The following is a 19,531-nucleotide window of genomic DNA, read 5'->3' on the forward strand; positions in this document are numbered from 1 at the left end:
GGTAGTTTATGAGGATTAAGTTCAGACCAGTTAAAATCTTGAATTTAAGATTTAAACTGGTCTAGCTTAACCGGAATGAACTGCGCTTTGCAGCACGTTTCAAATCAGAGTGCGAAAAGCAACGGGTTGCTGGTATTAATTTAAATGGAGAGATTGATGCGTGGCAACGCAGCAAGATTTCCACTTAAATTACGTACCAGCAGTTGCCTTACAGCACGTTTCAAATCAGAGCGTGAAGGACAACGGGTTGGTGACATGATTTTAAATGGGAAGATCATTGCGTGCCAACGCAAGGAGATTCACACTTAAAATCACTGTCGCCAGTTGTCTTGAGCACGTTTCAAATCAGAGCGTGAAAAAAGTTAGAGTTGTCAAACTTTTTCCGCATATTTCACTACAAATAAGTTTAGGTTTTTTATCCCGATCCCATTTAATCAAATGACACTTCAATCCAGAGAAATATTGAATTGGTACGATTAAAAATCGTATCGTGATTATGATTGCAGTCAAATTGCGACATTATTGTGAACAACGGCAACATAAAATGGTATAGTAGATGTTAACAATTTAATGAGGCTGTGTTTTAATTTGACGAAGTTCACCGAAGTTGAATGGACACTGTCATGAACATTGGCGTTTCTTAGTTACTTTTATTAAGAAACCATCATTCATTAAGAAATAAAGTAAGAGGAGACGTGGTTGTGAAATTAACCGTAACAACAGTAGAAATTCTGATTAGACTATTTGCAGCCGTCTTGATTGCTGGATTAATCGGCTATGATCGCGAGCACAAAAATCATCCCGCCGGCATTCGGACTCATGTTTTAGTCTGTGTTGGTGCCTGCGTCATTGCCATGATTCAACAAGAAATCGGCTTTCAGGCAATTTCATTTGCTAAGGCTTACCCACAGTTTTCAGGTGTTGTTCGCGCGGATGAAGCCCGTTTAATTGCCCAAGTTGTCAGTGGAATTGGCTTTCTTGGTGCTGGGACAATTGTCATTACTCGCCATTCTGTTACAGGCTTAACCACAGCTGCTTCATTATGGGCCACTGCTGGATTAGGTTTGGCCATCGGCATGGGCTATTATCGAATTGCTTTTTTCAGCGCGGTGGTTGTACTAATGGTACTCGCCTTATTGAAAAAAGTTATTCGCGTGCACACTTATAAGCGTATCGAGATTAAATACACGCACAAAGGCGCAACACATCAACTTATTAACGATTATTTTAAGAAGCAGAAAATCCATGTAGCTGGAGTAAGTTTTAAGGCGGAGACCGTTAAAGGTGAAAAAATCTACACCAATATTTATGCGATTGAAATTCCGAAGGACCTTGACTATACCGCCATTGTTGAAGACCTTTCACAGTATGATCATATGTATCAAGTACGTCTGGTTAATATTTAATCAATAGTTTGTTGACATTGCTCGTAGCTAATTAAAAAGCAAATTGTCCTCAAGACTAGCCTTGATGAATCACCAATCACTGTCATTAATGTAACGTATTAAGTCCTAAAACTGTTTTGTTGTGGTTCTTCGCGCTTGCGCAAAGGTTGCTTATGGAACGTGCGAGGTACCATGGTGGCAAATAAATACTTGTCGCTGGAACGTAGTGAGCACTGCTGATTAAGACAGTGGCAACTAAAACTATTATTTTGTTGCTTCTTCACGCTTGCGCAAAGGTTGCATACGGAATGTGCGAGTATCGTGAGGGAAAATAAATACTTTCGCTGGAACGTGGTGGACACTGCTTGAAGCCAATTTTTGCAAAATTGTCTTCAAGACAGGTCTTGTAGTAACAGCTAAAGCTGCAACAACAATTTCACCACTGAGCGGTATTTATTTTCCCTCACTAAACAAACGAGAGGGCAACCTTTGCACAAGCGTTGAATTGATAAGTGGTTGGACTGCTTTCAATTTTGAGAAATACAAATTTACTGTTAAATCACACCATATCAGCTTGTATGTCAGTGCCGGAGGAAAATCGCGGTCAGCCGCGGCATTCTTGTTAATGGTTTACCATTTACAAGAAAGTTTGTATTTGAGACAAATCGGTTTTTGATTTGGCTCAAATCAAACTCGCAGCGTTCCACCAACGTATTTTCTGTAGGCACGAAGAAACGCAATATAACAGTTCTAGGGTTTGCCGCTCTCAATAAAGCTCACATTCAAGACGAATTGGATTTGATTTGGCTCAAATCAACACTTGCAGCGTATTTCCCGTAGGCACGAAGAAGGCAAAATTGACACAAATAAAAGCCACACATTCAGCGGGCAACTGAACGTGTGGCTTTTTGAGGAAGAATAAAAATATATGTTAGGGTCTCAAAGCAGAGGGGAGTCTGCCTTGAGAGTATTCAACGAAACGGGCAATCTCGTTGAATCAAAATCAACTCAAGCGGGCAACTTTCATTGATTTTAGTTGAAATACTTTGCGGGCAACAAATTATTTCAAAGGGTTTTCATTTTAAAGGGAGGAATAAAATGAAGAAACTAGTAATTATCTTTGGGATAAGATGGAAACTAGAGAGTCAAGCTCAGCGTAATCGCGGTTAATCTCAAGTGCAATTATCTTTGCTGCTTTCTATGTTAATAACTATAACTTACAGGTGTGAAAGAAAGACTATGAAAAAATGTTTGTTTTGTGGAAAAAGTGTGATGAAAGTATGAACTTTTCCTTGAAAATAGTTGGATAATCGTTCATCACGCAATATTAATTATAAATTAAAGCGTCGTAAAAACTCGGCGATACGATATTGATACTCAGCAGGATCAATTGCCAACGCTTCTGCATGGTCAGCGTTAGGTACAATCCACATTTCTTTTGGTGCCGTGGTTGCGTCAAAGTTTTCATAACACATCTTAGTTGGTACGTAGCTATCTTTGGCACCATGAATAAAGAAGATTGGTCGCGTATTTTTTTGCAGCGCTTTTAATGAATTAACGTCATTAACACCGAATCCTAATAGTGCGTGATTAATCACGCTGGCGATTGGGATAACAGGGAAAGCGGGCAGTCTGAATTCTACTTTGGCCCGATAGGCTAGTTGTTCATGCAACGTGCTATAACCACAATCTTCAATGATCCCTCTAACTTGCGGTGGTAAATTCTCGCCACTCATCATCATCACGATGGCCCCACCCATGCTGACGCCGAATAAAATGATTTCGCTATCAATGCCTAAATAATCGACTAGCTCGAGACACCAGTCGCGATAATCGAGGCGATCTAACCAGCCAAAGTTGATCCATTCGCCGGAGCTTTCACCATGAGCTCGATTATCTGGCAGTAAAATATTGAAACCCAGTTGCTGGAAAATCATGGCATAGGCCATCATTGATTGACCATTGCCATGATAGCCGTGAGCAATGACAACGGCCTTGTTAGTTGGCCGCGGATTTGGTAAGTAGAGGGCATGAATTTTGTTCTTGGGATCGTCTGCGTATAACCACCAATCTTCTTTTGGTTGTTGAGCAAACCACGCTTTGACCGGTTCAAAGGCCGCCAGATAATCGGGATTGTCGGTATCAGGGATTCGTGGTGCTTCAACACGTTGAAAACCGTAGCGGTACATTTTTGAACCCAGAATACCTAAACCAATTGCGGTCGCAGTGGGGAGGGTGATGCCGGCTGCTTTTTTCCAATTCATTCAATCACCTCGTTTAGTTAGGTTGTCAGTGTTGAGTTGCTCGGCTTATTTTTTACCAGCTCTTTTTACTTTTGAAAATAGTGCTTATTTTAGAAACATTTGTTGGAATTGTTTTAGATCACCGGTTGATAGACCAAGTGCTTCACGCCAATAATTGGCAATGCCACCAAAACCGTCGTTAATCGTGGTAAGCACACCTTGAATATAGAGTGCTTCACCAACTTGGGTGTTCATTTGATCAACGGACTGTTGTACGGCGTCATTGGTTGGAGTCTGGTGATCGCTAGAATAGTTATATAAATCATTGGTTAATAGATAATCCTGAGTAATAATCTCGTCGGGCACGTTTAAGGCAAGTAGAATCATTGCCGCGGTCATACCAGTCCGATCTTTGCCGGCGGCACAATGAAAAACAGTCGCTTGTTCGGGCGTCATGCTTAATAACACCGAAAAAGTTTCAGCGAAACCTTGCTGACTGTCTTTGGTCATGATGACGTTTTGATAAATATTCGCAACAGGATTGGACAATTTAGGAATCTCGCGCCGCCGCTTGAAGATTTTACGAACGCGGTGATTATTTAAGACACGGTTAAACCCAGTTGTTGGGTATAATGGATTAGAGATCAGCCGAACGGAATCCCAGCTTTGATCAGGATAAGATTGTTGTTCTGAAGGTGAGCGCAAGTCAATGTCATTCACCACATCTAAGTCGGCTAGCAGCGTCCGATCACTAGCAGTCAGGTTACCCAATGAAGCAGCTCGATAAATGCGTCGCCATTGCGTGATTTGCCCATTCTGGCTAGGGTAGCCACCCAAGTCACGAAAATTAATCGTGCCGTCTAAAGCGACGACGCGTTCCGGTTGACCAAGTTTATTCAAATTTGCTGAAGATTGAGCCATTTTGATCACTTCTTTTTAAAATCGTTTTGAAACGTGCTGCGAAGCAACTGGCGGCAGTGACTTTAAGCGTGAATCTCCTTGCGTTGACACGCAATGATCTTCCCGTTTAAAGTCATGCCACCAACCCGTTGCTTTTCCGCACTCTATCTGAAACGTGCTGCGAAAGTCTGACAACTCCGCTTAAGCCAGCAATGAATAAGTTCAAGATGCGAACTTCTTCATTACTTTCTTAATGCTCGTTGTCAACCCGACTTTCTCCGCACTCTGATTAAATCATTTACCTATTGACTTGGGACGTTTATAATTAGACACAGTATGAAAGGCGGATGTTAATGTCACTAACACCACTATTTAGTATCGTCGTGCCATTTTATAATTTGCGCGCGTACATGGATCGCTGTATTAAGAGTCTCTTGCGGCAATCCTACCAACAATTCGAATTAATTCTAATCGACGACGGTTCCACGGATGGAACGACGGAACGGTTGGACTATTGGACCCAAGTTGATCCGCGGATTCGGGTGTTTCAACGGGAAAATCATGGCGTTTCGGCAACCCGTAATTTTGGTGTGCAGGTAGCCAATGGCCAATACATTACTTTTGTCGACGGTGATGATTGGGTTGAACATCAATTTATTGAATTCATGGTTCAATCCTTTGAACGTTTCCAAGTCGCGATGGTTGCCTGTGGCTTTTATTATGATCCGCGCGGCCGTTCAGCCGTATTGAAACATGAATCAGGTGTTTTGAACCGTAAAGAAATGATGAACCGGGTTTTGAAGCTTTCTGGTAGCGTTCGTGGTTATTCGTGGAATAAAGGTTATTTAACGTCGATTATTAAAGATAATGGATTGAAATTCACCTCAGACATTGATTTAATGGAGGATCAACTCTTCAATGTGCAATATGTGAATTTGTGCGACCGCTTTTACTTTGATACTCGGCCACTTTATCATTACGTTCAGCGCTCGGATAGTCTCGTTCACGCGTTTGATCTGCAAAAGGTTCCTGACACCATCGTTGCAAACTATCGTATCTTACAGGAACTTAATCGGGCGAACACCATCGAAGTGAATCGCAAGAAGAAACGACAACACACCAAAAAACGGCAACGTTACGCTAAAAAGCCGGATTCAATTATCTAGACGATCGCGAACGTGATATTTCAGGATCGCCGCAGATTTGATGGGTAGTTGATGAGCATCCTTAGCGAAATAAACAGCGAAAGTATTTTGTTGATTGGCATCTTCGACAATAATCAGAGGCGATTGTAGTGCATTCTTCTCTTTGTAGATTTCAGCACTGCGGCGCGCCGCTGCAAAATCGTGTGCATTGGCAATTGCGTCACCGGGGTTAAAGAAAATATCTTCAGACATACGAAATCAACTCCTTTTCCTTAATTATAACGATCTGACGTCGAAACATACAGCGAAAAGCAATGGCCAATTTCTGGGGGATAAAATGGAAATTAATGTTAATCATACCAAACTTTATTATGTTCAAAGTGGGCAAGGGCAGCCGCTGATTTTATTGCATGGCAATGGCGAGACCCACCAGATTTTTGACAAGTTAATGCCAACGTTGAGCGCATATTTCCGTGTGTATGCACTTGATAATCGCGGCCATGGTAAAAGCGCCCGTGTTTCGGAATTGCATTATCAGGATATGGCTAACGATGTCGTCGACTTTATTAAGCAACTGGGGTTGGAAAAGCCTTTACTGTATGGATTTAGCGATGGGGGTATCATTGGCTTATTAATTGCTAGTCAACATCCAGATTTGTTGGATAAATTAATGATCAGTGGCGCTAATTTGAATCCTAATGGGTTACACAGTCGCGATCGCTTTGTTTATTGGTCTTGGCATTTAGTCACGCAACGTCCAGAATTACGCATTCTGAACACCGAACCGAATATCACCAAGGCGGATTTACAACGGATTCGAATTCCCACACTGGTGATGGCTGGTGAGAAGGATTCCGTTAAAATCAGTCATACACGCCTAATCTCTGAACAAATTCCTGACAGTAAACTACTAATCCTGCCCAAAGAAACTCACAGTAGTTATGTCATTGACAGTTTTAAGCTGCTGCCGATTATCCGGAAGTTCTGTCAAAACGAATCCATCTAAGGATTAAATAATTGATATCGGTTAGACAATTAATATCGGTCATCCATGTGCTAAGTTGTGGTGAAGTAGGCTGTTTGGGTTGGGTTACTTTTGACGGTCAGTGATTGTAACTTTTTGTCCGTGTCATATTAATCAGAGAATTATAGAAAGGCCCCTGAGAGAAATTCTCAGGGGCCCTGTTTGTATGAATTCAATGAATGGTTTTCTTCGTGCCTACGGGAAATGTGCTGGTGGAACGCTGTGGGCTCGACTTTAAGCCAATCTACGATTACTTTAAAGCTCGGCCTTGTCGTAAATGGTAAACCATTAACACAATTTCACAGCTGATCGCGATTTCCCTCCGGCATTGACAAACAAGCCATGGTGTAATTTGACTTCAAGTTTGTACTTCTCAAAAGTTTAGTAGGGATACTTCAACCACTCGTTAATTCAGCGCTTGCGCAAAGGTTGCCATCTTGCTTGTTTAGTGAGGGAAAATAAATACCGCTCAGTGGTGATATTACTGTTAGTGGTTGACCACTTACAGTAAGACCTGTCTTAAAGACAATTTTGCAAAGATTGGCTTCAAGCAGTGTCCACCACGTTCCAGCGAAAGTATTTATTTTCCCTCACGACACGCGCGACATTTTATATGCAACCTTTACGCAAACGCGAAGAGGCACAACATAACAGTTTTAGTTTCTACCGTTTTAATAGGCAACGCGTAACCCTTGCATAATCGCGAAGGACAACAAGCTCAATACTTTACAGTACTTTTTCAATATCCGGTTTCATTTTATCGGGTACTGTTTTTGGTGCGTAGCGTTCGACAACGTTGCCATCACGATCAACGAGGAATTTAGTAAAGTTCCACTTGATTGCCTTACCTACTGCACCGGGGCGTTCGTTAACGAGGAACTTAAATAGTGGCAATGCATCAGCACCATTGACATCGTGAATTTCGTGCATTGGGAATTCTACTCCATAAGTCGTCCGGCATGCTTCTGCCGCGTCTTTACTATTGCCTAGTTCTTGTTTGAATTGGTTCGATGGAAAGCCAAGCACAATCAAACCTTGTTCACGATATTCTTGATAGATTTTTTCCAGAGCTTCAAATTGTGGTGCAAAGCCGCATTTAGTGGCGGTATTAACAATCACCATTGGTTGGCCGCGATATTTATCAAGCTTGTATTTGGTGCCATCTGCTAAAGTTACTTCGTAATCGTAAATTGACATATAAAAACCTCCTGATTGTTTAGTTACCGATAATGGAATAAAGCACTTACTTAAAGTTCATTATAGGCTGTTTTTTGCTGCATTGGTATTTCTTTGCCTTTCAGCACTGTGGTGCGCTGACAATAATGATCATGATATTGGTTTAGTTGTTGTGATGCTCAGTAAAATGATACAGACATCCGCTTTCTTTAGCTCAAATTGTCGTACGATCAAGTTACCTTGATTTTGGACCAGTTTCCTTAAAAAAATAATCAGCTTGAGGTGTAACGATTATCTTGGTTAAATCGACATTTACCTGTTTTTATAATAAGATGAAGTAAGAGTGAATGCGGATACAGACGCGAGGGGATCGTAAGATGACGAATTATATTGAAGTCAAAGATGCAACGAAAACTTATCAGATGGGGGAAACAACAATTGTCGCCAATGACGCCTTGAATTTCAGTGTTAAACAAGGTGAGTTGGCGGTTATTTTGGGCCCGAGTGGTGCTGGTAAGTCCACAATTTTAAATATTCTTGGGGGAATGGATAGTCCAACTTCTGGGCAAATTTTAATCGATGGCGTAGATATCGCCGCGTTTTCAGAGCGACAACTGACGGCTTATCGCCGTACTGACGTCGGTTTTGTTTTTCAATTCTATAATTTGGTGCCGAACTTGACGGCTACAGAGAATGTGGAATTGGCTTCGGCGGTAGCCCCCGATGCGTTGGATCCAACGGAAGTTTTGCAAGAAGTGGGGTTGCAGGCGCGAATGGACAATTTTCCGGCGCAATTATCTGGTGGTGAGCAACAACGAGTGGCAATCGCCCGCGCTTTGGCGAAAAACCCCAAGCTAGTTTTAGCTGATGAACCAACCGGTGCCTTGGATTATGTCACGGGCAAACAAGTCTTGAAATTACTGCAGGATGTCAGTCGTAAGAAGGGGCAAACTGTTTTGATCATCACCCACAACGCCGCTATAGCGCCAATGGCCGATCGCGTGATTCAAATCAACGATGCGAAAGTTCGTCGTGTCATCGAAAATCCCCACCCACAGTCGATTGATGAAATCGAGTGGTGAGCGCATGAAAAATCGACTACAATTTCGATTACTAGGACGGAAAATCTACGGTAGTTTAGGTCGCTTTATTGCCATTATCTTGATTATTATGCTGGGTGTGCTGTTATTCGTCGGGATCAAGTCAAGTGGCCCAGATCTATATCATGATTCGACGACTTTTTTGCAAAAGAAACGGGCAAGCGACGTTCAAATTATTTCCAGTACAGGTTTGACGAACCGGGATTTAAAGTTAGCGCGTCAAATTAAAGGTGCGCAGGTGGAGGGCAGCAAGTTTGTTTACGGAACATCGTCGCAAAACAGTGACACCATTCAATTGTTTAGTTATCGTCAGGCTGATCGGCTCAATCAATTAGAGTTAACCAAAGGTCATTTACCACGTCAAAATTCGGAAGTGGTACTGGATGATTTGGCACGCAAACAAGGTTATGCATTGGGTGATCAGATTAAAATCACCAATTCGCAATTGCAACGTCAGCAATTTTGGATCGTTGGGTTTGTAATCTCGCCTCAGTTTGTTAATAAAGCGACGCGCGGCACGACTAATATTGGCGATGGTAGCGTAAATTATTTTGCTTACACGAACCAGGCAAATTTTAAGGTGTCAGCATATTCGGCCATTAATGTCCACTTCCCTAAGTTGGAAGGTTTGAATTCATATGGGGATGATTATCAAGCACAAGTTGCGCGCAAAGTAACCCAACTTAAAGCTGCTTTTGCTGGCCGTGCTCAGAAGCGTGATCAAGAAATTCAGACGGCGGCGTTAAAACCGATTAATCAGCAGCAAGCAAAAATTAACGCGGCCAAGAAACAACTAACGGCTGCTAAGCAACAAGTTAGTGCCGCTAGTCAGGGGCAACTGACGACGACACCAGAAATTATTGCTCAGGAAAAATCGTTGCAAGATGCGCAAGCTAAGATCGATGCTGCTAAAAAGAAAATGACGCAGTTAGCAACAACGACTTTCTACTATAATGAACGCGCAGACTTACCGGGTTTTACCGATTATGGCAATTTAGCGGATCGGATTGCCGCCATTGCCAATGTTTTTCCGTTGATTTTCTTCTTAATCGCCGTGTTAATCACTTTTACGACGATTACGCGTATGGTTGAGGAAGAACAAACTCAGATTGGCACGCTAAAGGCGCTAGGTTACACGCGCTGGGAAATTGCGCAGAATTATGTTTTTTATGCCTTGTTAGCGGCCGTTTTAGGTATTATTATTGGCGTAATTGTTGGAACGAAAACTTTGCCGCAAATCGTTATTTCAATGATGCAAACGCAGTACAGTTATCCGCCGAGTCCGATTGGTTACGATTGGCCAACTATCATCATTGCCATTGGACTGGCGCTGTTCGCGACGTTAGGGGCGGTTGTTTATGTTTTAATCGTGCAACTTCACGAGAAACCCGCCGCGCTAATGCAACCCAAGGCACCCAAAGCCGGTAAACGGATCTTATTAGAACGATTCACAACTTTGTGGCAGCACCTCAGCTTTAATCAAAAAGTTAGCTATCGGAATTTATTTCGCTTTAAGTCGCGAATGTGGATGGGAATCCTGGGTATTGCTGGTGGAACTGGTTTGATTTTAACTGGCTTTGGCATTCGCGATTCGATTGATTATTCGGGACAAACGCAATTTAAGTAGATTATTCAATATCAAGCCACCGTTAGCCTGAATGCCGACAAAAATAAAGTAACTCACGCTGCCAAAATTTTAACGGCTAGTCAACAGTATCGCGGTCACCTGCCGGTTGATCTACAAATGGTTAAATTGAAAAAGGGCAGTCAGACGGTTGATGAAGTTTCGCAATACGTTACGAATCAACCCGTCAAATTTCGACGTTATGTCAAACTAAGTCAGGCAATTCCGAAAAATGGGGCAATCTTGAGTGAGAAAGCCGCCAAGTTGTTAAAGGTAAAACGCGGTGATCGAATTGTTGTGCAGAATGCTGATAATGTTCAGTATTCTCTTAAAGTTAGTGGCATCACTGAAAACTACGCCGGGCACTTTATTTATTTGCAAAAAGATTATTTTAATCAGCTTCGGCATAGTCACTACGCCACGACAACTTGGCTAGTGAAGTTACAACAACAAACGAAAAAGCAAGAAAAGCATTTGGCCAGTCGCTTACTGAATACGAAAGAGGTTGTTAATGTTTCGTATTTGTCGACCCAAATTGCGGCGGTGGCCAAACAGACGGCTAGCTTGCAACCAATCGTGCTGATTTTCATTGTATTATCTGGCTTATTATCATTTGTCGTCTTGTACAACTTAACTAACATTAATGTTTCGGAACGGATCCGCGAGTTGTCGACAATTAAAGTGTTGGGTTTCTTTGATAATGAGGTGACATTGTATATTGTGCGCGAGAATATTGTCTTGACGCTGATGGGAATTATTGCAGGATTAGGCTTTGGTAATTTGCTGACGTTGTTTATTTTGCATCAAGCTGAAACATCGGTGATGATTTTCCCGCTAGTTATTAGTGCGACGGGTTATCTGACTGCTATTTTGATGACCATCCTCTTCACCGTGATTGTCATGACCGTGACTCACTTCCGCCTGAAGCGCGTGGATATGATTGAAGCACTGAAGGCGAATGAATAGTTAGATGTTGAGTTGAAAAATAATTGAGTTGATTAAAGCTTGGAAGTTAATTCCTAGCTTTTTTCGTATTGTTAAATAAAAATTGAGTCGCCTTGATTCTGCATAGTCAACTCTAAAACTGTTATTTTGCGCTTCTTCGTGCCTACGGAAAATGCGTTGGTGGAACGCTGTGGGCTCGACTTTAAGCCAAATAAATTTGTCTTAAAGCTCGGCCTTCTCGTAAGCGATAAATCGCCAACGAGAATTTCACAGCTGACCGCGATTTTTCTCCGGCACTGAGTAATGTGCGTTAGTACGACTAAACTTCTAATTTATACTTCTTAAAATTGAAATTGGTCTAACCACATGTCAATTCAGCGCTTGCGCAAAGGTTGCCATCTTGTTTGTTCAGTGAGGGAAAATAAATACCGCTCAGTGGTGAGATTGTTGTTGCAGCTTTAGCTGTTACAAACAAGACCTGTCTTGGAGACAATTTTGTAAAAATTGGCTTCAAGCAGTGTCCACCACGTTCCAGCGAAAGTATTTATTTTCCCTCACGGTACCTCGCACGTTCTGTATGCAACCTTTGTGCAAGCACGAAGAAGCGCAATATAACAGTTTTAGGATTTAGCACGAAAGATAGCACCATCAGTTGTTGATTTGAATCCGCTCGACTTCGATATTTCTTAAAAAATACTATCAATTATTTAACCAATATTTTAATTTATTCACATTCATGATAGACTGAAGTTTAACATTGACAATGTACGATGATAGGGGAGTTATGGATATGAACGATAATGAACAACTACATAGAACTGGGCAGCAGCATCACCATCACCGCGGGCATGCGGTGCGTAAGGTGATTATTGGGATCATTATTGCACTGATCGTCGCTGTTTTAGGCTATGCGGCATATTTTTATTTCAGTGCGAAGAATGCACTTGATTCTAGTTACAAGTCTGCTGGAGAAACCCAGTCTGCTAAGACAGTCGTTGATGCTAAAAAGCCATTAAGCATTTTACTATTAGGTGCCGATACTGGTGCTTTTGGTCGTAATTACCAAGGCCGAACCGATACAATGATCGTTGCCACGATTAATCCGTCAACTAAACAAACAACCTTAACTAGTATTCCGCGTGATACGATGGCCCAATTAGTTGGCGCCGAGAAGTTCGATTACGAACGAATTAATGCCGCTTATGAAGTTGGCGGCTCAAAAGTTGCGCTGAAGTCTGTTTCGGCGTTGCTTAATATTCCATTGCAATATTACGTCACCATCAACATGGGTGGTATGGAAAAGATTGTCAGCGCTGTTGGTGGTGTTGATATCACACCAACATTAACTTTCACTTACGAAGGTAATACCTTTACTAAAGGTGAAAAAATGCATTTAGATGGCAAACAAGCTTTAGCATACTCGCGGATGCGTTACGATGATCCTAATGGCGATTACGGTCGTCAAACGCGACAACGTGAAGTGATTACTTCTATTATTAAAGCGGCTGTTTCAACGCGGACTTTGACGAACTTCCAAGACGTTTTAACACAAGTTTCTAAGAATATGACCACTAACTTAGCTTTTGCAGATATGGTTAGCATCTTCAGCAAATATCGTGGTTATGCCGAAACTATTAAGAGCGATCATCTCCAAGGTGTCAACGCCATGTGGGGCAAGGCTATGATTCAAATTCCCGCAACGACTGAATTACAACGTGTTTCTGATAACTTGCGCACGGAAATGGGCTTAGAGAAAGCCACGCTAGATAATCAAGCAACGCGCCAAAATAAATTGAATATTGCCAACGGCTTTAGCTTCACAAGTGGCAGCAGTACACAACAATTCACGGTTTACTCACCAAATAGTGACACTGAACAATGGACTAAAAGCAGTAACTAGACCTTTTATTGAGTAGTGAGCTAGAAGTCCAATTGTGCTTGCTGATGAATCAAGCCATGATGATTGCCCAGATTTTTTGAACGGAAAGTACAGTGTCGTTAGGGTATTAGTGCACCATAGATTTTTATCCTACGACAAAATAGCATAAGCAGAGTTGGGGATTTTTTTGCTTCGGCTTTGTGCTTAGATATATTTGGGTAATGTGAAAATGTTACACAAATGTAAAGATGAATAGTGTAAAATAACATAAGTTGTGATTAAAAACATTAGGAGTATGAAATGGAACAAACAATCAGTTTGGAAAGTCTCTTCAGAATTTTACGAAAGAATCTTCGACTAATTATTATCTCAACGATTGCTGGTACCTTGTTAGCTGCAATCGTGACTTTCTTCATGATGACGCCTAAATATTCGGCAAGTGTCGACATTCTGGTTAATCGCAAGCAGGATACGACTGTCACGAATCAGCTTAGTGATCAACAAGCTGACGTGCAAATGATTAATACTTACAAGGATATTATTACTAAGGCTGTGACTTTGGATCCAGTTCGTAAAGAAGTTAGGGAAGAATTGGGTTACAATGTTTCCACTGATCAATTGCGTGATATGATCTCCGTTACGAACCAACAGAACTCACAAGTTTTCTCGGTCAGTGTTAAAGATACCGACGCTGCTCGTTCTGCTACGATTGCCAATGTTATTGCCAAGGTTTTTAAAGATAAAGTTGCTGAAATTTTGCAAGTTAACAATGTTAGCATTATTGCCAAGGCAACGAAGCCTAAGGAAGCTGTTTCACCACGTAAGAAGCTAAACTTGGCGATTGGTCTTGTAGTCGGCCTCTTCATAGGTGTCGGGCTAGCCTTGTTGTCAGAATTGACCGATCATAATGTTAAAGACATGGATTACTTAACTGATGAATTAGGCTTGACCAAGTTAGGAATAGTCGGTCATTATCATACTGGCACAACTAAGAAACAAAAGAACAAGTCACGTGCTCGTCGCTCGGATACCCGCACGCGTAAGCAAACGTACCAATCAACCAATACCTTAACCAATAGTCAATCTAAAGTGGTGACCAGTTCTGCAGCTTTAGACACAAGGTCGGTTGAACCAACAAGATCAACTGTTAAAGCGGTTAGTAGTCAAGTTACCACACCAGAACTGAGCTCACGGGCAAGTCGTCTTCATACTAATGATGAGTTACCACGACGCCAAGCGCAGAAACGAATTTAGAGGAGGAAGACAATGTTTAATAAGAAACTTGTAGCTGAGCCGGTTAAGGCAGCTAAGTTGTTTGCAGTTAGCGAGCCTTCCTCAGTTATTACAGAACAAATCAAAACAATCCGAACTAATATCAGCTTTGCTCAAGAGGCTCAAGATTTACGAACGATTATGGTAACATCGGCAACAGCTTCGGAAGGTAAATCAACGATCACAGCTAACTTGGCAGTTGAATTTGCCCAAACTGGGAAGCGTGTTGTTCTAATTGATGCCGATCTACGTCGCTCAACAGTTGCAAGAACCTTCCAAGTGCAAGATGTCAATCGCGGGTTGACAAACTACTTAGTTCGCCAAACGGATGATGCCATGGATGTGGTTCATTCTACTGAGGTCGAGAATTTATCGATTATTCCTAGTGGTCCGACACCACCTAATCCGGCCGAATTGATTGGTAGTCCCTTAATGACTAAGGTATTAGCCGAACTTAAAAACAACTTCGATTTGATTATTGTCGATGCACCACCAATTTTACCTGTGACTGATGGGCAAATCTTGTCAAACTTAGTTAATGGCGTTGTGTTAGTTGTTCGCCAGAATCACACTACCAAAACCGCGGTTAAAGATATGAAGGCCGCATTAGATCGTGCCAGTGCGAATGTGTTAGGCGTTGTCTTAAATGATGTAAGAGTTAAAGGAGCTGATGGTTATTATGGCTATGGCGACGGATACTACGGCTACGCATACGGCAAGGAAGAATAGTCTAATTGATCTCCATTGTCATATTCTGCCGGGAATTGACGATGGGTCAAAGAGCATCGAAGAATCGTTAAAGCTAGCTAATGACGCAGTGGCCGATGGTATCGGCTATATTTTAGCCACACCACATCATTTGGATCGTCACTATGTTAATCATGCTCGTGATGTTCAAAAGGCTGTCGATGACTTTCAAGATATCTTGAATGAGCGAAAAATACCGTTGACTATCTTTCCCGGACAGGAAGTTCATCTTAACGGCGATTTAGTCGATCGTTTGGACGATCTTCTGGGCATTGATTCAGCGATGAATTATCTTTTAGTAGAATTTCCTCATGAGCAAGTGCCACAATACGCGACTGATTTGTTCTTTCAGTTGAGTTTACAAGGCATTACGCCAGTGATTGCACATCCAGAACGCAACGCGCAAATTCAGAAGCAACCGGAATTACTTTATCAATTCATTGCTGACGGCGCGTTGGGTCAACTGACATCGACTAGTTTGATTGGGACTTTTGGTAAGAAAGTCCAACGCTTCTCTGAAGAACTAATTGCCCACGGCATGGTTCATGTGCTCTCTTCGGATGCCCACGCGTTACCAAACCGTGAGTTCAAGCTGCGAGAGGCGTATTTGGAATTGGATCGCCTAGATCGTAACTATGGTCCCCAGTTCTATCAGAATTCTAAGCACTTATTAAATGGTGAACCGATTAATCATCAGATTGAGCTAACACCAACTGAAAATAAAAGACGTTTCTTATTTTAAAAAGTACTAGCAGTTATTGATTGCTAAATCAACAAATAACAGTCAATTAGAGTTGATGGGGTAACAAAAAATGGTTTATTTTCAGCCACACAATAGGGTAAGATATTTCTTGTGAAGATAGTCCAGTAATAACATATTATCTGGGAAGTTTAGGGTAAGTATTGGAGGAGTGAGATATGGAGCGGCATGTCAATAATGGCGAGACGGCACAGACCGTAGCAAATGCACAATCAGTACCTAGTGTCGGGGAAATCTGGCTTGATCAGGATCGGATTGAAGCACAAAAAGGCTACTTATTTGTTAAACGTATTTTCGATGTATTGGCCAGTTCTTTAGCGTTATTATTACTCTCACCGTTATTTCTGGTGATTGCTATCCTAATTAAAATTGAGGATGCTAAAGGTCCGGTCTTTTATTCACAAATCCGAATTGGACATAACGGCGAGAAGTTCAGAATGTATAAGTTTCGCTCGATGTGCGTTGACGCCGATCAGAGACTTAAAGACCTGTTGGCTAAAAATGAAGTTGAAGGCGCCATGTTCAAAATGAAGGACGATCCAAGAATTACTAAGGTTGGCAGATGGATTCGTAAGACCAGTGTTGATGAATTACCACAGCTTTGGAATGTTCTTCATGGCGATATGGCACTTGTTGGCCCCCGCCCGCCACTACCGCGAGAGACGGATAATTATACGAAATATGACAAACAGCGGTTGTACGTTCAGCCAGGTTGTACAGGGTTGTGGCAAGTAAGCGGACGTAATGACGTCGGCTTCCATGATATGGTTGAATTGGATATTGAATATATTAAAACCCGCAGTTTATCTGGGGATATCAAAGTTCTAGTCAAAACCGTTGGGGTGATGATTCATCCTAATGGTGCGTATTAAAAGAAATAATAAGTTTACTTAGGAAACCATGTATTAGACTGATTAATATTTTGGAGACAGTATGAAAAAAAAAATAATGTTCGTTGTTGAAGCATTCGGAGGCGGAATTTTTACATATATACAAGAACTGTCTAATTCTTTGATTGACGAGTTTGACATCACAATTGTATATTCAATTCGCAGACAAACGCCGACTAACTTTAAGAATCTATTTGATAACCGGGTTAAGTTCATCTACCTTAAGGAATTCACTCGAACAATTTCCCCTATTAATGATATAAGAGCTTTCTTCAGACTCCGAAGAATTAATGGGTTAGAACGGCCAGATATTATACACTTACATTCTTCTAAAGCAGGTGTGATTGGAAGATGGGCTTTTGATGATAAAGAGCAGACATTATTTTATACACCTCACGGGTATAGCTTTTTAATGTCTAATCAAAGTAAGTTTAAAAGATTACTCTTTAAATATATCGAAATTATTTCTGCAAAACGAAAATGTGTAACAATTGCTTGTAGCCTTGGAGAGTATAAAGAGAGTAGGGCAATCAATAAACAGTCTGTTTACATTAATAATGGAGTAGATACAGAACAAATTGATGGTGATATTTTACATCTAAAAGCTACAAATAAGCATGTTGATCGAAGAACGATCTTTACAATCGGAAGAATTAGTTATCAAAAAAATCCTGATTTATTTAACAAAATTGCATTGTGTCTTCCTCAATACAAATTTATCTGGATCGGTGACGGAGAACTACGTAGTAGTTTAACTGCTGATAATATTGAAGTTACTGGATGGCAAAGTCGTCATCAAGTGTTGGAAATAGCTAATCAATCTAATATCTTTATACTAACTTCACGCTGGGAGGGACTTCCTATGTCGTTATTAGAGGCAATGTATTTACGAAAGGTATGTATTGTGAGCGATGTGATTGGAAATCATGATGTTATTATTTCGGGGCAGAATGGTTTTGTTTGTAAATCTTCTGATGAGTTTGTGAATGATATTTTGCAACAAATTGGCGTGAACAATAGTAACGCGATAACTGAGACTGCACATGAGGATGTCGTGAAATCATATAGCCTTGATGTAATGTCTAATAAGTACAGAGAACTTTATTCAGATACTTTGAGGTGAATTATGAAAAAGTACGTAATCATTCCAGGCTGTTCAGATCTGAACAGAGGTGATCAAGCACTGGCTTGGGAAACCAAAAAAACTATGGAAGCTGCCGGCTTTCATGGACAATACTATTTAACATCAGAAAAAAATGAGCCTGTGGAACAGAGCAAAGTTCGTGGATTTAAAATTATTAGCCCGGTTTTGGAACACCCGTCCAGAAAATTTCACAATCATAATAATATGAGATATTCCAAGGGCTTAAAGATAAAATGGGGAGTTGTGTCGTGTTTTGATTTATTATTAAGCATGTTATTGCTGTGGAAACCAACTCGGCAAGTTTTGTTTCACTTCTTAGATAAGGATAAACAGAAAACAATTCAAGTAATGTCAGAGTCAGATGGTATATTTTTAAAGGGTGGTGGATTGTTACAAACTTATGGTGGACTTACTGCTACATACAGCATGTATTTTTGGACATACCCTATTTTTTTAGCAAATCATCTGCATAAGCCGATATATGTTATGCCTAACTCTTTCGGCCCTTTTGAGGGACCGCTTGTTAAGATGATCGCAAACAGAGCTTTAAAAAAATGTTTGGTAGTAACATCCAGAGAAACAATCTCACAGCGAATGGTGAAAAATGATTTAGGATTAGATATAAGTAATTTCCCGGATTTAGCCTTTTCACTACCTAAGAGCTCTATAAGTAAAGAGACCGTGATCAATAAGTTTAACTTACCTCTTGATAAAAAATTAGTCGCGATAACTATGCGCCCGTATAGATTTCCACACGCTGAGAATTCGGAAGAGGCTTATGAGAAGTTTAAAAAAGAAATGGCGAATTTTATTGAGTGGCTATTTGATAGTGGGTATATGCCGGTTTTAATTGTTCATACACTGGCAATTAATGAACACGAGGATGATAGTGCATGCATCAGAGAGGTTACAAGTACGTTAAGTAAGAAGGAATATCGTTTAGTCTCTTGCGAGAATTTTGATTGTGAAGATCTTAAATCAATATATAGTTTTTGTGATTATGTTGTTGGAACAAGATTTCATTCGGTCATCTTTTCAATTTCTTCTGGCGTGCCCGGAATAGCAATCGCATACACGGGTAATAAATCTCAAGGTATTATGCACGATATTGGGTTAGACGATTATGTTGTCAATATTTCAGATGTATCCAGCATGCGGCTGTCTAAATGTTTTGAGAAACTTTTAATGAATGAAAGCGAAGTCAATACAAAAATCAGAATGTATAACGAAAAAGTTATTAAGGAACGCAAACGATTAGAGCAACTATGCAGTAAAGATAAGGCTTAGTAGAGGTTTG

At 40.9% G+C, this 19,531-nt stretch carries 18 protein-coding genes; 13 read left to right on the forward strand and 5 right to left on the reverse strand.

The genetic code is table 11. The annotated features are described in order from the left end of the window. The first annotated feature begins 701 nt into the window (after window positions 1-701). Window positions 702-1,406, forward strand: coding sequence for an MgtC/SapB family protein (locus EKM65_RS02095; protein WP_125605014.1), 705 nt, complete (start codon window positions 702-704; stop codon window positions 1,404-1,406). A 1,310-nt stretch (window positions 1,407-2,716) separates the two neighbouring features. On the opposite strand, the gene EKM65_RS02100 is transcribed toward EKM65_RS02095, so the two are convergent. Together EKM65_RS02100 and EKM65_RS02105 are read right to left on the reverse strand one after the other, a co-directional pair. Continuing rightward, window positions 2,717-3,649, reverse strand: coding sequence for an alpha/beta hydrolase (locus EKM65_RS02100; RefSeq protein ID WP_125605016.1), 933 nt, complete (start codon window positions 3,647-3,649; stop codon window positions 2,717-2,719). Between the two features lie 84 nt (window positions 3,650-3,733). Further along, window positions 3,734-4,549: a tyrosine-protein phosphatase gene (locus EKM65_RS02105; protein ID WP_125605018.1), complete on the reverse strand. Its 816-nt coding sequence runs from the start codon at window positions 4,547-4,549 to the stop codon at window positions 3,734-3,736. A 332-nt stretch (window positions 4,550-4,881) separates the two neighbouring features. On the opposite strand from EKM65_RS02105, the gene EKM65_RS02110 reads away from it, so the two are divergent. Beyond that, window positions 4,882-5,694 carry a glycosyltransferase family 2 protein gene (locus EKM65_RS02110; RefSeq protein ID WP_164506776.1) on the forward strand — a complete coding sequence of 271 codons (813 nt, stop codon included), beginning with the start codon at window positions 4,882-4,884 and terminating at the stop codon, window positions 5,692-5,694. Here the strand turns inward: EKM65_RS02110 and EKM65_RS02115 are convergent. Then, window positions 5,683-5,925: a hypothetical protein gene (locus EKM65_RS02115; protein ID WP_125605022.1), complete on the reverse strand. Its 243-nt coding sequence runs from the start codon at window positions 5,923-5,925 to the stop codon at window positions 5,683-5,685. The two genes, EKM65_RS02110 and EKM65_RS02115, sit on opposite strands and share 12 nt — an antisense overlap. Window positions 5,926-6,010: 85 nt before the next feature. Here EKM65_RS02115 and EKM65_RS02120 point away from each other — a divergent pair, with 85 nt between their 5' ends. Continuing rightward, complete coding sequence (locus tag EKM65_RS02120; RefSeq protein WP_125605024.1) at window positions 6,011-6,679, forward strand: alpha/beta fold hydrolase; 669 nt, start codon at window positions 6,011-6,013, stop codon at window positions 6,677-6,679. Between the two features lie 744 nt (window positions 6,680-7,423). On the opposite strand, the gene EKM65_RS02125 is transcribed toward EKM65_RS02120, so the two are convergent. Beyond that, entirely contained in the window at window positions 7,424-7,894 is a 471-nt protein-coding gene (locus EKM65_RS02125; RefSeq protein ID WP_125605026.1) for a glutathione peroxidase, read from the reverse strand. A 356-nt stretch (window positions 7,895-8,250) separates the two neighbouring features. Between EKM65_RS02125 and EKM65_RS02130 the strand changes: the two genes are divergently transcribed. The 3 genes from EKM65_RS02130 to EKM65_RS11420 all read left to right on the forward strand — a co-directional run bounded on the left by EKM65_RS02130 (window position 8,251) and on the right by EKM65_RS11420 (window position 11,563). Beyond that, on the forward strand, window positions 8,251-8,955 hold the full coding sequence (locus tag EKM65_RS02130) for an ABC transporter ATP-binding protein (protein WP_125605028.1): 705 nt from the start codon (window positions 8,251-8,253) through the stop codon (window positions 8,953-8,955). 4 nt (window positions 8,956-8,959) lie between these two features. Next, a complete protein-coding gene (locus EKM65_RS11415) occupies window positions 8,960-10,600 on the forward strand; it encodes an FtsX-like permease family protein (RefSeq protein ID WP_225420370.1) in 1,641 nt (546 codons plus the stop codon). 117 nt (window positions 10,601-10,717) lie between these two features. After that, window positions 10,718-11,563, forward strand: a complete 846-nt coding sequence (locus EKM65_RS11420) for an ABC transporter permease (protein WP_225420371.1) — start codon at window positions 10,718-10,720, stop codon at window positions 11,561-11,563. Window positions 11,564-11,900: 337 nt separating this feature from the next. Here the strand turns inward: EKM65_RS11420 and EKM65_RS11135 are convergent, their stop codons facing one another. Next, window positions 11,901-12,056: a hypothetical protein gene (locus EKM65_RS11135; RefSeq protein WP_164506777.1), complete on the reverse strand. Its 156-nt coding sequence runs from the start codon at window positions 12,054-12,056 to the stop codon at window positions 11,901-11,903. Window positions 12,057-12,332: 276 nt separating this feature from the next. Here EKM65_RS11135 and EKM65_RS02140 point away from each other — a divergent pair, with 276 nt between their 5' ends. The 7 genes from EKM65_RS02140 (at window position 12,333) to EKM65_RS02170 (ending at window position 19,521) form a co-directional block, all read left to right on the forward strand. Continuing rightward, the gene (locus tag EKM65_RS02140; protein WP_125605030.1) at window positions 12,333-13,442 is read left to right on the forward strand and encodes an LCP family glycopolymer transferase; all 1,110 of its coding nucleotides are present in this window, start codon (window positions 12,333-12,335) and stop codon (window positions 13,440-13,442) included. Between the two features lie 279 nt (window positions 13,443-13,721). Beyond that, window positions 13,722-14,675, forward strand: coding sequence for a YveK family protein (locus EKM65_RS02145; RefSeq protein ID WP_125605032.1), 954 nt, complete (start codon window positions 13,722-13,724; stop codon window positions 14,673-14,675). A gap of 12 nt (window positions 14,676-14,687) precedes the next feature. Beyond that, window positions 14,688-15,422: a CpsD/CapB family tyrosine-protein kinase gene (locus EKM65_RS02150; RefSeq protein ID WP_125605034.1), complete on the forward strand. Its 735-nt coding sequence runs from the start codon at window positions 14,688-14,690 to the stop codon at window positions 15,420-15,422. Further along, on the forward strand, window positions 15,373-16,182 hold the full coding sequence (locus EKM65_RS02155) for a tyrosine-protein phosphatase (protein ID WP_225420372.1): 810 nt from the start codon (window positions 15,373-15,375) through the stop codon (window positions 16,180-16,182). Before EKM65_RS02150 ends, EKM65_RS02155 begins: the two co-directional genes overlap by 50 nt. Before the next feature lie 176 nt (window positions 16,183-16,358). Beyond that, the gene (locus EKM65_RS02160; RefSeq protein ID WP_125605036.1) at window positions 16,359-17,072 is read left to right on the forward strand and encodes a sugar transferase; all 714 of its coding nucleotides are present in this window, start codon (window positions 16,359-16,361) and stop codon (window positions 17,070-17,072) included. A 61-nt stretch (window positions 17,073-17,133) separates the two neighbouring features. Beyond that, on the forward strand, window positions 17,134-18,213 hold the full coding sequence (locus EKM65_RS02165) for a glycosyltransferase (protein ID WP_125605038.1): 1,080 nt from the start codon (window positions 17,134-17,136) through the stop codon (window positions 18,211-18,213). A 3-nt stretch (window positions 18,214-18,216) separates the two neighbouring features. Then, the gene (locus tag EKM65_RS02170) at window positions 18,217-19,521 is read left to right on the forward strand and encodes a polysaccharide pyruvyl transferase family protein (protein WP_125605040.1); all 1,305 of its coding nucleotides are present in this window, start codon (window positions 18,217-18,219) and stop codon (window positions 19,519-19,521) included. Window positions 19,522-19,531: the final 10 nt, after the last annotated feature.

This window comes from Lapidilactobacillus bayanensis, assembly GCF_003946695.1.
In the GTDB taxonomy this organism is placed as follows: Bacteria; Bacillota; Bacilli; order Lactobacillales; family Lactobacillaceae; genus Lapidilactobacillus; species Lapidilactobacillus bayanensis.

Excerpts from the sequence above, each read along its gene's own strand:
- EKM65_RS02100 (WP_125605016.1), bottom strand. The coding sequence starts at position 3,649 with ATGAATTGGAAAAAAGCAGCCGGCATCACCCTCCCCACTGCGACCGCA.
- EKM65_RS02105 (WP_125605018.1), bottom strand. The coding sequence starts at position 4,549 with ATGGCTCAATCTTCAGCAAATTTGAATAAACTTGGTCAACCGGAACGC.
- EKM65_RS02110 (WP_164506776.1), top strand. The coding sequence starts at position 4,882 with ATGTCACTAACACCACTATTTAGTATCGTCGTGCCATTTTATAATTTG.
- EKM65_RS02115 (WP_125605022.1), bottom strand. The coding sequence starts at position 5,925 with ATGTCTGAAGATATTTTCTTTAACCCCGGTGACGCAATTGCCAATGCA.
- EKM65_RS02120 (WP_125605024.1), top strand. The coding sequence starts at position 6,011 with ATGGAAATTAATGTTAATCATACCAAACTTTATTATGTTCAAAGTGGG.
- EKM65_RS02125 (WP_125605026.1), bottom strand. The coding sequence starts at position 7,894 with ATGTCAATTTACGATTACGAAGTAACTTTAGCAGATGGCACCAAATAC.
- EKM65_RS02130 (WP_125605028.1), top strand. The coding sequence starts at position 8,251 with ATGACGAATTATATTGAAGTCAAAGATGCAACGAAAACTTATCAGATG.
- EKM65_RS11415 (WP_225420370.1), top strand. The coding sequence starts at position 8,960 with ATGAAAAATCGACTACAATTTCGATTACTAGGACGGAAAATCTACGGT.
- EKM65_RS11420 (WP_225420371.1), top strand. The coding sequence starts at position 10,718 with ATGGTTAAATTGAAAAAGGGCAGTCAGACGGTTGATGAAGTTTCGCAA.
- EKM65_RS02140 (WP_125605030.1), top strand. The coding sequence starts at position 12,333 with ATGAACGATAATGAACAACTACATAGAACTGGGCAGCAGCATCACCAT.
- EKM65_RS02145 (WP_125605032.1), top strand. The coding sequence starts at position 13,722 with ATGGAACAAACAATCAGTTTGGAAAGTCTCTTCAGAATTTTACGAAAG.
- EKM65_RS02150 (WP_125605034.1), top strand. The coding sequence starts at position 14,688 with ATGTTTAATAAGAAACTTGTAGCTGAGCCGGTTAAGGCAGCTAAGTTG.
- EKM65_RS02155 (WP_225420372.1), top strand. The coding sequence starts at position 15,373 with ATGGCTATGGCGACGGATACTACGGCTACGCATACGGCAAGGAAGAAT.
- EKM65_RS02160 (WP_125605036.1), top strand. The coding sequence starts at position 16,359 with ATGGAGCGGCATGTCAATAATGGCGAGACGGCACAGACCGTAGCAAAT.
- EKM65_RS02165 (WP_125605038.1), top strand. The coding sequence starts at position 17,134 with ATGAAAAAAAAAATAATGTTCGTTGTTGAAGCATTCGGAGGCGGAATT.
- EKM65_RS02170 (WP_125605040.1), top strand. The coding sequence starts at position 18,217 with ATGAAAAAGTACGTAATCATTCCAGGCTGTTCAGATCTGAACAGAGGT.